This is a genomic window from Streptomyces sp. NPDC050535 (assembly GCF_044457665.1).
Taxonomy (GTDB): Bacteria; Actinomycetota; Actinomycetes; order Streptomycetales; family Streptomycetaceae; genus Streptomyces.
In genome coordinates, this window is sequence record NZ_JBITHE010000002.1 from 645,318 (window position 1) to 659,128 (window position 13,811).

The following is a 13,811-nucleotide window of genomic DNA, read 5'->3' on the forward strand; positions in this document are numbered from 1 at the left end:
CCATCAGGCGAAATACACGCCCCCGACGACGACCACCACGGCCGCCACCACGAACAGCAGCACCCACAGCGCCAGCTTCCCGACACCGGGCGCCGGTTCGTAACGCGGCGGCTCAGGTTCAAAGCGCGGCGGCTCGGATTCGTAGCGCGACGGCCCGGGAGCAGGCGCGGTCACGGTGTCGTCACCACGGCCGCCTGGGGCCGTATCGGCAGCCGGTTCACCGGCCGGCCCGTGGCCGCCCGTACCGCCGAGGCCACCGCGGCCGGGGACGTCACGACCGGCACCGCGCTGGCCGCCTTCGCGCCGAAGGGGGCCACCACGTCACGCTCCTCGACGAGCTTGACGATGCGGATGTCGGGGGCGTCCAGCGAGGTGGGGAGGGCGTAGCCGGTGAGGTCGGGGTGGCGGACAAGACCGCGCGCGGTACGCAGGTTCTCCGTCAGGGCGGCGCCGACGCCCTGCGTGACGCCGGCTTCGATACGGGCCGTGAGCTGGGCGGGGTTGAGGATCCGGCCCACGTCCTGGGCGAGGGCGAGTTCCACGACGCGGACCGAGCCGAGTTCGATGTCGACGTCGACCACCGCGCGGATCGCGCAGAAGGCGAGGCCCACGAAGGCGTCGCCCTGGCCGGTGGCGTCCAGCGGCTCCGTCGGATGCGGGCGGCACTGGGCGGTGGCCCAAAGTTCCTTGCCGTCCATCGCCTCGGTGACGGTCGTGGACAGCACCCCGTCGTACGACGTGATCTTGCCGTCGGTGATCTGGAGCAGCTCGGTGGACATCCCGAACTTGTGCGCCAGGGGCTGGAGCAACTGCGTACGGACCATCTTCGCCGCGCGCTCCACCGCGCCGCCCGACACCCAGGTGTGGCGGCCCCGGCAGCTCGGGCCCGCCGGGGGCTGGTCCGTGTCGACGGGGGCCACGTGCACCTCGTCGATGCCGAGCGTCTCCTGGACGATCTGCCGGGCCAGCGTGGTGAAGCCCTGGCCGGTCTCCACGGCCGCGCAGAGCACCGTGGCGACCCCGTCGTGGACCTTCACGGTGGCCGTCGAGACCTCGTCCGCGCCCTCGGCGCCGAGCATGTGGACCATGCCGAGGCCGTAGCCGACACCACGGCGTACGGCGCCGGGTTCGCCCGCGCCCTCGGGGCCTCCCGGGAGGAGCCACTCCTCTTCGGGAGTGTCCTTGGGGAGCGGGGGCAGCGGGAAGTCCCGTACGGCCTGGAGCAGTTCGGCGACCGGGGCCGGGCAGGTCACCGTCTGGCCGGTGGGAAGCACGTCCCCCGTGGCCATCACGTTGCGCAGGCGCAGCTCCGCGGGGTCGACGCCCAGCCGCTTCGCCAGCTTGTCCATCTGCGCCTCGTACGCGGCGCAGACCTGCATGGCACCCTCGCCGCGTACGTGGCCGGAGGGCGGGTTGTTGGTGCGTACGGCCCAGCCCTCGATGAAGGCGTTCGGGACGACGTACGGGCCGCAGGCGAAGGCGACCGCGGCGGCCAGCGACTCCGACGAGGTGTCCGCGTAGGCGCCCGCGTCGAGCAGGATCTGCGCCTCGACCTTGACCAGCTTGCCGTCGGCGTCCGCGTGGTGGCGGTAGCGGAGCAGGGTGGGGTGGCGGTGGACGTGGCCCAGGAAGGACTCTTCCCGCGTAGCGGTGATCTTCACCGGGCAGCCGGTCTTCAGCGCGAGCAGGCCGAGCGGGAGTTGAACGCCCTGGTCCTCGCGGTCGGCGGTCGCTCCGGGCACACCGGTGACGACGACCTTGACGCGCTCGGGCTCCAGGCCGTAGCAGGCGGCGGCCGCGTCGCGGTCGGTGTGCGGGTCGGTGGACGCCACGTAGAGCTCGACCCCGCCGTCGGGGCGGGGCACGGCGAGACCGGCCTCGGCGCCGATGGGCGCCGGGTCCTGGCGGCCGATGCGGTACTGGCCCTCGACGACGATCTCGCCGGCCGCGTCCGGGTCGCCGTGGCGCAGCGGGATGTGCCGGATCAGGTTGCCGTCGGGGTGCAGCGCCTCGGCCTCGAAAGCCAGCTCCGGGTCGGTCACCGCGTCGAGCATCTCGTACTCGACGGTGATGGCCGCGGCGGCCATCCGCGCGGTGTCCGGGTGGTCGGCGGCGACGGCCGCGATGGGCTCCCCGTGGTGGCGTACGACCTCGGAGGCGAACACCGGCCGGTCGGCCCTGCCCCGGCCGTGCACCGGGGTGCCCGGCACGTCCTCGTGGGTGATGACGGCACGTACGCCCGGCATCTCGCGCGCGTGCCGGGTGTCGATGGACACGATGCGCGCGTGCGGGTGGGGCGATCTGAGCACGGCTGCCCACAGCAGGCCTTCGGCCCACAGGTCGGCCGCGTACGGGAAGGTGCCCTCGGTCTTGGCGCGGGCGTCGGTGGTCGGCAGGGAGACGCCGAGCCCGTGCGGGAGGGGCTCGGGGCCCGTCTCCGGCGCCGTGGGTGACGCGGTCGCGGTTTCGTTGCTCACGCCTGGCCTCCGTCCTGGCCGTACGGCTGCTCATGCGGCGCCTGGTGGTCGTACGACGTGTCGTACGGGGAGTGGTACGGAGAAGTGTCCTCGTACGCCGCCGGGTTGACGCCTCCCCCGCCGGGACCGGCCTGGTGCGGGATGCGGGCCTCGTCGGTGTCCGGCGCGGACTCGGCGGCGGCCGCGGAGTGCGCCTCGCGTTCGGCGACGACCTCGCGTACGGCGTCCAGGACGCCGCGGTATCCGGAGCAGCGGCACAGGTTGCCGCACAGCGCCTGGCGGGTCTCCAGTTCGTTCGGAGCGGGGTTGCCCTCAAGGAGGTCGTGCACGGTCATGGCCATGCCGGGTACGCAGAAACCGCACTGCACCGCCCCGCACTTGGCCAGCGCCCGCTGCACGTCGGAGGGCTGTCCGTCGGCGGCCAGGCCCTCGACGGTGCGCACCTCGCTGCCCGCGGCGGTGACTCCGGGCACCAGGCAGGAGGCCACGAGCCGCCCGTCGACCTGCACGTTGCAGGCGCCGCACTCGCCCTGCGAGCAGCCGTCCTTGGCGCCCGCGAGGCCGAGGCGCTCGCGCAGCACGTAGAGCAGCGACTCGCCGATCCAGGCGTCGGTCACCGGACGGTCGGCGCCGTTGACGCGCAGGACGTAGGAGGCGAGGGGGTGTTCGTTGTGCGGTGCCGTGGCGGGGGCGTCCTCCGCCTCGTCCTCGGCGACCTCTTCGGCGACGCCAGCGGCCTCGGCGGCCTCGACGGATTCGGAGTCCTCGCGGGCCCGGTCCGTGTCAGGCGCCTCAGGAGCCTCGTGTGCGGGCTCGGTGGCCTGCTGGGCGGCCTGCGCGGACGATTCGGCCGGTGACTGCCCCGACGGCCGTACGAGGCCCTCAGCGGGCGTCTGCGCCGACGGCCGTACGGCGTCCTCGACGGGCCGTTCCCGCGGGTCGGCGGACCAGGCCTGCCCGATGGCCTCCGTCGACTGTCCGACGCCGTCCGTCGCCCAGGGAGCGGCCGCTCCGCCGGGGAGGGTCGAGGGCGGCGTGCCGCCCCACTGCTCGACCAACGCCGAGGTGGTGAACTCGCCCGATTCGTCCGGAAGATCACCGCCGGCCACCGGAATCGACCACTGTCCGGTCACGTCGTTCCCGGCGGGTCCGCCCTGACCGGGATCGCCGCCCTGGCCGGAGTGACCGGCCTGTCCGGCGCCGTCCCGCGCGACGTCCCCGAAGTCCCACTGCCCGGTGGCCGGCGGGTTGTAGGCGTAGCCGTCGCGGCCGGTTTCCGGAGGCGCGCCGTTCGGGTCGGGCCACTGGATGTTGCCGGCGTCCGTGGACCACGCACCCGCCTGTGCGGGATCCGCGACGGCCGGCGCCTCGATCTGCGGGGGCACATAGCCGTGTCCGGGCGCAGCGAGCGGCTCGCGCTCGGCGAGGAGTGCCTCGATGCCGCCTTCGGGGAGCTTGACGAAGGCGGTGGCGCCGTCGTCGTAGTCGCCCTGGGGCAGCGGATCCCAGCGGCCGCCCTGGGGGGCGCCCTCTCCGTGCTGGTCGTCGGTCATGACAGTGCCCTCCCCAGTGCTCGTCGGGCGAGCGCGGCGACGGTGCGCCGCAGGTGCAGTACGGCGGGTGGAAGCGGTTGCACGGAGCCGTCCTCGGCGGGGACGGGGTCGGGGATACAGGCCGCGGCGACGTACTCGCCGAACGCGTGGAGCGCCTCCGGCACGAGTGTGCGCTCGCCGTCCCAGTCGATGAGCTGGGCGACCCAGGCCTCGGCGTCCAGGGGGCGCAGCGGCATCGGCGCTATGGCACCGACGGCACACCGCACTCCGCGCCTGGCGGGGTCCAGGACGAGCGCCACGGACGCGATCGCACGGCCGGGGCCGGTGCGTCCGGTCGCCTTCAGGAAGACCTGCGGCGCGTGCAGCAGCGGCACGCGCACGTAGCCGATGAGTTCGCCGGCGCGGAGCATCTCCACGCCCGCGAGCAGGTGCGACACGGGGATCTCACGGCGGGCCCCGTCCGGGCCTGCGATGATCAACGCGGCTTCCAGGGCGGCCAGTACGGGCAGCGCGTCCCCGGTGGGGGACGCCGAGGCGATGTTGCCGCCCAGGGTGCCCGCGTTGCGGATCTGCGGCGGGCCCGCGGCGCGCGCGGAGGCGGCGAGCGCGGGGATGAGGGCGGCGAAGTCGGGGCGGCCCATGCGTGCGTGGGTGAGGCCGGCGCCGAGCAGCGCGTGGCCGTCCAGGTACTGCCAGCCGCGGATCTCGCTGATCCTGCCGAGGCCGACGAGCGCGGCGGGCCGAAGCTGTCCGGAGTTGACCGCGGCCATGAGGTCGGTGCCGCCTGCCACGGGAACGGCGGCGGGCATGGCGGCCAGGGCCGCGACCGCCTCGTCCAACGAGCCGGGCAGCGTCACGGCCTGCGCCGCCTGCGGTGCGTGCGTGGTCAAACCGGATGCCCCTTCCCGCTGCCCCACCTGGTCCCACCTGTGCTGCCGTACGGTACGTGCTGACAGGGCGGACGTGGCAACTCTGGCACATCTTCCCCGGCCCTCGACGCGGGGGTCCGCTAGGAGGCATTCGCCCTCCTCACCAGGAGATGATCCGTTTTCGCACGGCATCACCGTTGAGCGTGAATTGCCACCCTTCGATGATCCTTGGGCGCCTTGTTCCCCGTGCGCCCCGAGGGCGGGATCGAGCCCCCGGGACACCTGCCCCGGAAGCTCCCGGAAGCACCTCACACGTTCGGGGGCTTCCCCTCGATCGGACGGCCGAGCACACCCGGCCGCCGCTGCCACGGCAGGGGCCCGCCGGGCGGCCTGTACGCGACTCCCAGGGCGTCAAGTCGCCCGTAGTGGACGGTCATCCGGTGCTCGAAGTCCGCGAAGTCCCGTTCGGCGGAGGGCGGCAGGGCACTCCAGGCGACCTCGGCGAAGGCCGCGAGCCGGGGGAACGCCTGGTAGTCCACGCGCGCGTGGTCCTCCATCACCTCGGTCCACAGGTTGGCCTGAGTGCCGATCACATGCCGCGCCTCCGCCTCGTCGAGCTGCGGCGGCACCGGCTCGAAGCGGTAGACGTCCTCAAGGGTGCGCACATAGCCGATGGGCACCGGCTCGTCCTCGCCCGCTTCCTGACGGTGGTCCAGATACACCTGCTGCTCGGGGCACATGACGACGTCGTGACCCGCGCGGGCCGCCGTGATGCCGCCCTGGTAGCCGCGCCACGACGAGACGGCGGCTCCCTTCGCGAGGCCGCCCTCCAGGATCTCGTCCCAGCCGATCAGCCGACGCCCGCGCGCGGAGAGCCAGTTGTCGAAGTGCCGGATGAACCAGGACTGCAACTCGTCCTCGTCCGCGAGCCCCAGCTCCTTGATACGCGCCTGCGCGGCCGGCGACCGCTTCCACTGGTCCTTGGCGCACTCGTCGCCGCCGACGTGGACGAACGCCGAGAACGCCGACCCTGTGGCGTCCGCGGGGAACAGGTCGAGGAGTTCCTCGAAGACCCCCTCGTAGAAGCGCAGGACGTTGTCAGTGGGGGCGAGTACGTTTTGGGAGACGCCCCAGGTGTCCCAGACGGAGAGGGAGGTCGTGTCGATGACGTCGGTGTTGCCGAGTTCCGGATATGCGGCGATCGCCGCCTGGCTGTGTCCCGGGATGTCGATTTCGGGGACGACGGAGATATGCCGCTCGGCGGCGTACGCCACGATCTCGCGGATGTCGTCCTGCGTGTAGAAGCCCCCGTGCGGCTTCTCCTCCCACAACGGCGAGGCCCGGTGGCCGAATTTCGTGCGCGCCCGCCAGGACCCGGCCTCGGTCAGATTCGGATAGCGCTTGATCTGAACACGCCAGCCTTGGTCGTCGGTGAGGTGGAAGTGGAAGACATTCAGTTTGTGGGCGGCCAGCAGGTCGAGATAGCGCAGGACCCCGTCCTTGGGCATGAAGTGCCGGGAGACGTCGAGCATGAGGCCGCGCCAGGCGAATCGGGGCTCGTCCTCGATCCTGACGTGCGGCACGGCCCAGGCGCGGTCGCGGCTGAGCGGGGCCTTTCGGTAGGCGTCCGGGCCCAGGAGCTGCCGCAGTGTCTGGGCACCCCAGAAGACGCCGGCCGCGCTGCCGCCCTCGACAAGAACGCCGGTCGGGTCGCTGACGAGGCGGTACTCCTCGGGGCCGAGTCCGGGGTCGAGCTGAAGCCCGATGCCGTCGCCGCCGGTGTCGTCGAGTTCCCGCCCCTCGCGCAGCGGCAGGCCGGTGGCCTGCCGGAGGACGGTGCGCAGCCAGTGACCGACGCCCTCCAAGGCGGTGCCGGCGCAGAGCCGGGAGTGCGCCGTCAGCCGCACCTCGCCCGAACCGGCGACGACACTGCGGGGCGCGGGAATCAGTCCGGTCATGTCAGTCCTTTACCGCTCCACCCAGCCCGGAGACCAGCCGTCGCTGTACGAGTACGAAGAAGATCAGCACCGGAATCGTCATCACCGTGGACGCCGCCATCACGCCGCCCCAGTCCGGCTCGTCCGGTTTGTAGAAGACCAGGAGGGCCATCGGCAGGGTGGACTGCGCGGTGTCGCTGATGATGAAGGACTTGGCGAACAGGAAGTCGTTCCAGGCCGAGATGAAGGAGAACACGCTGGTGGCCACCAACCCCGGGAAGACCAGCGGGAAAAGGATCTGCCAGAGGAATCGCGCACGGCTCGCGCCGTCGATGTAGGCAGCCTCTTCCAGGGCCTCCGGAACGGCCTTCACGAAACCCCTCAGCATCCAGATCGCGAACGGCAGCGAGAAGGCGATGTGCGGCAGGATCAGCGAACCGAGTGTGTTCAGCTGGCCGAAGTCCCGCATCTGGAAGAAGAGCGGGATCGTCAGCGCCTCCACGGGCACCATCTGCGCGACCAGGAACATGATCAGCAGAGTGGTCCGGAATCGGAAGCGGAATCGGGTCACCGCCGTGGCGGCGAGAAACGCGATCAGCGCCGAGACGACGACCACGGAGCACGCCACGACAAGGCTGTTGAGGAAGTACCGGCCGAATTCCTGCTGTCCGAAGACCCGCCGGAAGGAATCCAGCGAGGGCGCCAGAGTCCACGGCCGGGGCTCGGCGGACTCGATCTCCCCGGCCGGTTTGAAGGCGCTGAGCACCATCCAGTAGAGCGGGAAGGCGACCACGGCCGCGATCAGCAGCGCGGACACCTCGGCGGCGAGCCGCCACGGACGTCGTACGAACCCGGTCATGAGGCTCACAGTTCCTCCCCCTGCCTGCGCAGCAGTCGCAGATACACCAGCGTGACCGCCATCAGGATCACCAGCATCACCACGCCGATCGCCGAGCCGAGGCTGTACTGCGAGGAGGCGAACGCCTTCTGGTACGCGTACACGTTCAGCACGAGGTTCTGTCCGGCGATGCCGCCGCCGTTCGTCATCACGTAGATCTGCGTGAAGACCTTGAAGTCCCAGATGACCGACTGGATGGTGACGACCACCAGGATCGGCCGGAGCATCGGGGCGAGCACCGAGCGCCAGATCCGCCACTGCGAGGCGCCGTCCAGGGAGGCCGCCTCCAGGACCTCCGACGGTACGGCGCGGATGCCGGCGTACACCGTCACCATCACGAACGGGAAGGAGCACCACACCACTTCGAGCAGGACGAGCACGAAGGCGCTGAGGCGGCCGTACGTCCACGAGTGGTCGCCGAGCCCCAGCACCCGGTTGACGGGGCCGAAGTCGGGGTCGAAGAGGAGCAGCCAGACCGTGGAGCCGGTGACCGCCGGGGTCGCCCAGGCACCGAGGGCGGCCAGCATCAACGCGAGCCTGGGCAGCGCCCGTACGCGGGTGAGGAGCACCGCGAGCGCGCAGCCGGCGACCAGCGTGGAGACCACGCAGGCCGCCGCGAACACGACCGTGGCGAGCAGCACCTGCCAGAACTGTCCGTCGGCGAAGAGCGTCGCGTAGTTGCCGAAGCCCTGGAAGGTGGTCGGTTCGCCGCCGCTGACCTGGGCCTGGGTGTACTCCAGGAACGAGATCAGGCCGAGCTGGTAGATCGGGTAGACGAGCAGGCCGCCCAGGACGACGAGGGCGGGGGCGAGGTAGAGCCAGGGGGTCCAGCCGGGGCCGCGCCGCCGGGGAGGGGCGGGGCGGGCCCTGGCCACGGTGCCGCGCTCGGCGAGCGCGTCGTGCGTCGTCATCCGCTCAGCCCACGGAGCTGAACGCGTCGTCCATCTTCGTCGCCGCGCCCTTCGAGGCCGCCGCCACGTCCTTCTTGCCGCTGACGATCTCCTGGAACATCGTCGGCAGGACGAGCGAGGCGTCGATCTGCGCCCAGGCGGGCGAGGCCGGCACGAACTTGGCGCCCGCGGCGAGCGTCTGCACGAAGGGCTTCACGAACGGCTCCCTCTTGGCGACGTCGGCGCGCACATCGGTGTAGGTCGGCAGGAAGCCCATGGCGTCGAACAGTTCGCCCTGGGTCTTCTTCGAGGCGAGCCGCTCCACCAGGTCGACGGCGAGCGTGCGGTGCGAAGTGCTCTTCAGCACACCGAGGTTGTTGCCGCCCGCGAACGCCGGGGCTATCTCGCCCGCCTTCACTCCCGGCAGCGGTACGACGGCGTACTTGCCCTTGACCGATCCGGCCTCGACCGCCGCGTGGCTGAAGTCTCCGCCGATGGCCATGCCCGCCTTGCCCGACGCGAAGGCCGTCACCGTGTCGTTGCCGCCCATGCCCGCGCACTTCGCGGCCGGACAGTTGTCGTCCCCGAAGAGGGAGGTGTAGGCCTTGATGCCCTGCTGGGCGGCGGCGCTGTCGATGGAGGAGGCGTACGAGCCGCCCTTGCCGTTCGCGATCTCGCCGCCGTTGGACCAGATGAACGGCATCGCGCCGTACGTGTAGGCGCCGCCGACCGCGAGGCCGTACAGGTCCGGCTTCGCGGCGCGGATCTCCTTGGCGGTCGAGATCAACTCGGCCTGTGTCTTGGGTACTTCGAGACCGAGGTCCTCGAAGACGTCGGTGCGGTAGTAGAGGGCACGTACGCCGACGAAGTAGGGGGCACCGTAGATCTTCCCGTCCACCGTCACGGACTGCCTGGCCGTCGGGTCGGTGTCCTTGGCCTCGCTCCAGTCGGTGAAGTCCCCGGTGATGTCGGCGAGTCCGCCGTCCTTCACGTAACCGGCGGTGTCCGTGTTGCCGTACTCGATGACGTCCGGGGCGCTCTTCGGGTCGTTGAAGGCCGCCTTGATGCGCTGGGCGCGGGTCTCGACGGGGATGTACTCGATCTTCACGTCGGCGCCCTCGTGGGCCTTCTCGAAGGCGGCGACGGCCCCGTCGACGACCTTCTCCTTCGGCGCGTTGCTGACCTCCTGGAAGAGCCAGACCCGCAGCGTGCCGGTCTTCTCGTCCTTCTCGGAGGAGGAGTTGTCGGAGGTCTGGGGGGCACAGGCGGTGACGACCGCAAGAGCGGTGACAGCGACGGCTGTTCGGACAGAGAGCTTCATGGAGCATCCTCCGGTGGGGGTGCGTTGCAACATACGCAATGGATGTTTCGCTCTGCACAACACACCGGAGGCTATGGAGTACATGAACATGCCCACAAGAGGTCTCAACCACTTCGTGACCACGGGAAGCACTCCGTGCAACGGTCAGCCGTCCGCGGCCCCCTTCCCGGGCTCCGCGGGCCTCGCCCGCGCGGCCCGCAGCTCCGCGATCCGCTCGGACCAGGTGAGCCCCGCCCGGCTGGGTCTGGTGAAGACGAGCAACAGACACACCATGAAGAACAGCGCACGCGACACGTCCAACAGACCGCCGACGCCGCCCGGCCAGTCCGCCACCGACAGCCCGGCGGCGACCGCGAGCGGCACGAACAGCAGGAACCACCACGCGCCGCGCCGCCCCGGCGTCCGCAGCGCCGCGCGGCCTCCCAGCTCCCTGGCGCGCCTGATTTCCCGTCTCGCCTCGCGACCGTCGCCGATCCGCCGGTTCAGCGCGACACCCAGAGCCCGGTGTGCCGCGGCCTCCTCCGGCCCCAGCTCCACGGCCCTGCGGGCGGCGGCGACCGACTCGTCCCACGACCGCTGCTGAAAGGTGGCGTCGGCGACCACCAGATGCCCCCGCCAGTCGTCCGGCGCCAGCTCCACCGCCCGCCGCGCGAGCGGCAACGCCGCCTTGGGGTCCCGGAGTTCGACCAGCACGGACGCCGCGAGGGTCAACTCCTCCGCGCTCCGCGGCCGCACCCGCCTCACCAGCATCCGGCTCGCGCGGAACTGCCGCGCCACCGCCAGTTCCCGCGCCAGCAGCAACAACTCCACGCCCACCCCCGGGTACGGCAGGGCCGCGGCACCCCGCACCGGGATGCCGCGGCCGTGCTCGGTCCACCTACGCGGCGTACTGCGCCGGAGAACCCGGCGGTGTCACAGCTACTTCTTGTCGCCGTCCTTGCCCTTGTCGCCCCCGCCGGCGCCCATGGACTCGTAGATCTCCTTGCACATGGGGCACACCGGGTACTTCTTCGGGTCGCGGCCGGGGACCCACACCTTGCCGCAGAGTGCCACGACGGGCGTGCCGTCCAGCGCGCTCGCCATGATCTTGTCCTTCTGGACATAGTGGGCGAAGCGCTCGTGGTCCCCGTCGCCGTGCGACACCTGCGGTGCCGGCTCTACGAGGGTTCCCGTCCCAGTGCCTCGCTGGGGCTGGGTCTCAGGCTCAAGAGTGCTCATACAGCCAGGGTACTGAAGGTCACACGCATCAGTTGAGGGAAGGGTCGTCCGGGTACGTGGCCACCATCGCCAGTTCGTTGCGCTGGCGGCGCAGGACCTCGCGCCACAGGCGCTCCGGAGACGGGGAGGAGACGTCTCCGGGCTCGGACTCGACGACGTACCAGGCGCCCTCGGTCAGTTCCGACTCCAGCTGGCCGGGACCCCAGCCCGCGTACCCGGCGAAGATGCGGAGCGAGCCGAGGGCGGCGGCCAGCAGTTCCGGCGGGGCCTCCAGGTCGACGAGGCCGATCGCGCCGTGCACGCGGCGCCAGCCGAGCGGGGTGCGCTCCCCGGACGCGCCGCCCGGGATGACCGCGACGCCGAGCGCCGAGTCCAGGGAGACCGGGCCGCCCTGGAAGACGACGCCGGGTTCGCCGGCCAGGTCCGCCCAGGCCTCCAGGATGTCGCCGACGTCCACGGGGGTCGGGCGGTTGAGGACGACACCGAGCGAGCCCTCCTCGTCGTGGTCGAGGAGCAGCACCACCGCGCGGTCGAAGTTCGGGTCCGCCAGGGCGGGCGTGGCCACGAGCAGCCGTCCTGTGAGCGAGGACACCTCGGTCATGCCAGACATGATCCCGCATCTTCCCCGTGAGCGGGGAGCCAATGCGGGTACCTGTGTGAATGCGGTTCAGGGCGCACAGAGGCGCTACCCGCGCACGGCCGTCCCGGTGACACCTCGTGCCCGCCGGCGAACGGTTCGTGTTGTGGCGAAGCTATGACGGAGCTGAGTGGTACTTGGGCTTACAGAAGGGGGGTAGGCGGCGATTACCCTTACTCCTCCGGCTCCTGAACCACGGCCTGCCGACGAACCACTCCTGCCCAACTCACCGGATCGCGAGATACATGACCGTCAACGGCTCTGACGACGTACTGCTTGTCCATGGCGGAACCCCGCTCGAAGGCGAGATCCGGGTCCGCGGTGCGAAGAACCTCGTACCGAAGGCCATGGTGGCCGCCCTGCTGGGCAGCGCGCCGAGCCGACTGCGCAACGTCCCCGACATCAGAGACGTGCGGGTCGTACGCGGACTGCTGCAACTGCACGGGGTGACGGTCCGTCCGGGAGAGGAGCCGGGCGAGCTGGTGCTCGATCCCTCGCACGTCGAGAGCGCGAACGTCGCGGACATCGACGCGCACGCGGGTTCGTCCCGGATCCCGATCCTGTTCTGCGGTCCGCTGCTGCACCGCCTCGGGCACGCGTTCATCCCCGGGCTCGGCGGCTGCGACATCGGCGGCCGGCCCATCGACTTCCACTTCGAGGTGCTGCGGCAGTTCGGCGCGACGATCGAGAAGCGTGCGGACGGTCAGTATCTGGAGGCCCCGCAGCGGCTGCGCGGCACCAAGATCCAGTTGCCGTACCCGTCGGTGGGCGCGACCGAGCAGGTGCTGCTGACCGCCGTGCTCGCGGAGGGCGTCACCGAGCTGTCCAACGCGGCCGTGGAGCCCGAGATCGAGGACCTCATCTGCGTACTGCAGAAGATGGGCGCGATCATCGCCATGGACACCGACCGGACGATCCGCATCACCGGGGTCGACACGCTCGGCGGCTACACCCACGCGGCCCTGCCGGACCGCCTGGAGGCCGCCTCCTGGGCGTCCGCGGCGCTGGCGACCGAAGGCAACATCTACGTCCGGGGCGCCCAGCAGCGCTCGATGATGACGTTCCTGAACACCTACCGCAAGGTCGGCGGCGCCTTCGAGATCGACGACGAGGGCATCCGCTTCTGGCACCCCGGCGGTCAGCTCAAGTCGATCGCCCTGGAGACGGACGTCCACCCGGGCTTCCAGACGGACTGGCAGCAGCCGCTGGTCGTCGCCCTCACCCAGGCGACCGGCCTCTCGATCGTCCACGAGACGGTGTACGAGTCCCGCCTCGGCTTCACCTCCGCGCTCAACCAGATGGGCGCGCACATCCAGCTCTACCGCGAGTGCCTGGGCGGCTCGCACTGCCGCTTCGGCCAGCGCAACTTCCTGCACTCGGCGGTCGTTTCCGGCCCCACCCGGCTCCAGGGCGCCGATCTGGTCATCCCCGACCTCCGCGGCGGCTTCTCGTACCTCATCGCGGCCCTGGCGGCGCAGGGCACCTCACGCGTGCACGGCATCGACCTGATCAACCGCGGCTACGAGAACTTCATGGAGAAGCTCGTGGAACTCGGGGCGAAGGTGGAGCTGCCGGGCAAGGCGCTCGGGTAACAGCGTCAGTCGCGGGTACGACGATGGGGCGGCCACCCGGTTGAGGGGGCCGCCCCATTGGCGTACTGCTCTGCCGTGCGCCGCCCCTGACGCGGGCGGCGTGGGCCTTACTTGCCCTTGGCGGCTTCCTTGAGCTTGCTGCCCGCGGAGACCTTCACGCTGAAGCCCTCCGGGATGTCGATGGGCTCACCGGTCTGCGGGTTGCGCGCGGTACGCGCGGCACGCAGAGTGCGCTCGAAGGTCAGGAAGCCGGGGATGGTGACCTTCTCGTCGCCCTTGGCGACGATCTCTCCGACGGTCTCGGCGAAAGCGGCCAGAACGGCGTCGGCGTCCTTGCGAGTCACCTCGGCGCGGTCGGCCAGCGCGGCCACCAGCTCACTGCGGTTCATGTCGTTACTCCCGTGTTCTTCTTGCTGTTG

The 13,811-nt window shown here is 71.1% G+C and carries 13 protein-coding genes; 1 reads left to right on the forward strand and 12 read right to left on the reverse strand.

Translation table 11 applies throughout. From position 1 onward, the window contains the following. Window positions 1-3: 3 nt before the first annotated feature. From ACIBLC_RS07905 to ACIBLC_RS07955, 11 genes are all read right to left on the reverse strand, one after another. Entirely contained in the window at window positions 4-174 is a 171-nt protein-coding gene (locus ACIBLC_RS07905; RefSeq protein WP_399209860.1) for a hypothetical protein, read from the reverse strand. Beyond that, the gene (locus ACIBLC_RS07910) at window positions 171-2,477 is read right to left on the reverse strand and encodes a xanthine dehydrogenase family protein molybdopterin-binding subunit (protein WP_399209861.1); all 2,307 of its coding nucleotides are present in this window, start codon (window positions 2,475-2,477) and stop codon (window positions 171-173) included. Before ACIBLC_RS07910 ends, ACIBLC_RS07905 begins: the two co-directional genes overlap by 4 nt. Continuing rightward, complete coding sequence (locus tag ACIBLC_RS07915) at window positions 2,474-4,030, reverse strand: (2Fe-2S)-binding protein (RefSeq protein ID WP_399209862.1); 1,557 nt, start codon at window positions 4,028-4,030, stop codon at window positions 2,474-2,476. Before ACIBLC_RS07915 ends, ACIBLC_RS07910 begins: the two co-directional genes overlap by 4 nt. Beyond that, window positions 4,027-4,920: an FAD binding domain-containing protein gene (locus ACIBLC_RS07920; protein WP_399209863.1), complete on the reverse strand. Its 894-nt coding sequence runs from the start codon at window positions 4,918-4,920 to the stop codon at window positions 4,027-4,029. The genes ACIBLC_RS07915 and ACIBLC_RS07920 overlap by 4 nt, the downstream gene beginning before the upstream one ends. Before the next feature lie 287 nt (window positions 4,921-5,207). Then, a complete protein-coding gene (locus tag ACIBLC_RS07925; protein WP_399209864.1) occupies window positions 5,208-6,857 on the reverse strand; it encodes a beta-N-acetylhexosaminidase in 1,650 nt (549 codons plus the stop codon). Window position 6,858: 1 nt separating this feature from the next. Beyond that, a complete protein-coding gene (locus ACIBLC_RS07930; protein ID WP_399209907.1) occupies window positions 6,859-7,695 on the reverse strand; it encodes a carbohydrate ABC transporter permease in 837 nt (278 codons plus the stop codon). Window positions 7,696-7,700: 5 nt separating this feature from the next. Further along, window positions 7,701-8,645, reverse strand: a complete 945-nt coding sequence (locus tag ACIBLC_RS07935; protein ID WP_399209865.1) for a carbohydrate ABC transporter permease — start codon at window positions 8,643-8,645, stop codon at window positions 7,701-7,703. Window positions 8,646-8,649: 4 nt separating this feature from the next. Further along, a complete protein-coding gene (locus tag ACIBLC_RS07940; protein ID WP_399209866.1) occupies window positions 8,650-9,945 on the reverse strand; it encodes an extracellular solute-binding protein in 1,296 nt (431 codons plus the stop codon). 144 nt (window positions 9,946-10,089) lie between these two features. Next, window positions 10,090-10,755, reverse strand: a complete 666-nt coding sequence (locus ACIBLC_RS07945; RefSeq protein WP_399209867.1) for a tetratricopeptide repeat protein — start codon at window positions 10,753-10,755, stop codon at window positions 10,090-10,092. 108 nt (window positions 10,756-10,863) lie between these two features. Then, window positions 10,864-11,163, reverse strand: a complete 300-nt coding sequence (locus tag ACIBLC_RS07950) for a DUF3039 domain-containing protein (RefSeq protein ID WP_266460965.1) — start codon at window positions 11,161-11,163, stop codon at window positions 10,864-10,866. Between the two features lie 28 nt (window positions 11,164-11,191). Next, window positions 11,192-11,764: a YqgE/AlgH family protein gene (locus ACIBLC_RS07955; protein WP_266460962.1), complete on the reverse strand. Its 573-nt coding sequence runs from the start codon at window positions 11,762-11,764 to the stop codon at window positions 11,192-11,194. A gap of 281 nt (window positions 11,765-12,045) precedes the next feature. Here ACIBLC_RS07955 and murA point away from each other — a divergent pair, with 281 nt between their 5' ends. Further along, window positions 12,046-13,392 (forward strand): UDP-N-acetylglucosamine 1-carboxyvinyltransferase, encoded by a 1,347-nt coding sequence (gene murA, locus ACIBLC_RS07960; RefSeq protein ID WP_399209868.1) that lies wholly within the window; start codon window positions 12,046-12,048, stop codon window positions 13,390-13,392. A 107-nt stretch (window positions 13,393-13,499) separates the two neighbouring features. On the opposite strand, the gene ACIBLC_RS07965 is transcribed toward murA, so the two are convergent. Continuing rightward, entirely contained in the window at window positions 13,500-13,781 is a 282-nt protein-coding gene (locus ACIBLC_RS07965; RefSeq protein ID WP_399209869.1) for an HU family DNA-binding protein, read from the reverse strand. Window positions 13,782-13,811 lie beyond the last annotated feature (30 nt).

Bases quoted from the DNA above. Each gene is read 5' to 3' on its own strand.
- ACIBLC_RS07915 (WP_399209862.1), bottom strand. From the start codon at position 4,030: ATGACCGACGACCAGCACGGAGAGGGCGCCCCCCAGGGCGGCCGCTGG.
- ACIBLC_RS07925 (WP_399209864.1), bottom strand. From the start codon at position 6,857: ATGACCGGACTGATTCCCGCGCCCCGCAGTGTCGTCGCCGGTTCGGGC.
- ACIBLC_RS07930 (WP_399209907.1), bottom strand. From the start codon at position 7,695: ATGACCGGGTTCGTACGACGTCCGTGGCGGCTCGCCGCCGAGGTGTCC.
- ACIBLC_RS07935 (WP_399209865.1), bottom strand. From the start codon at position 8,645: ATGACGACGCACGACGCGCTCGCCGAGCGCGGCACCGTGGCCAGGGCC.
- ACIBLC_RS07940 (WP_399209866.1), bottom strand. From the start codon at position 9,945: ATGAAGCTCTCTGTCCGAACAGCCGTCGCTGTCACCGCTCTTGCGGTC.
- ACIBLC_RS07950 (WP_266460965.1), bottom strand. From the start codon at position 11,163: ATGAGCACTCTTGAGCCTGAGACCCAGCCCCAGCGAGGCACTGGGACG.
- ACIBLC_RS07955 (WP_266460962.1), bottom strand. From the start codon at position 11,764: ATGACCGAGGTGTCCTCGCTCACAGGACGGCTGCTCGTGGCCACGCCC.
- murA (WP_399209868.1), top strand. From the start codon at position 12,046: ATGACCGTCAACGGCTCTGACGACGTACTGCTTGTCCATGGCGGAACC.
- ACIBLC_RS07965 (WP_399209869.1), bottom strand. From the start codon at position 13,781: ATGAACCGCAGTGAGCTGGTGGCCGCGCTGGCCGACCGCGCCGAGGTG.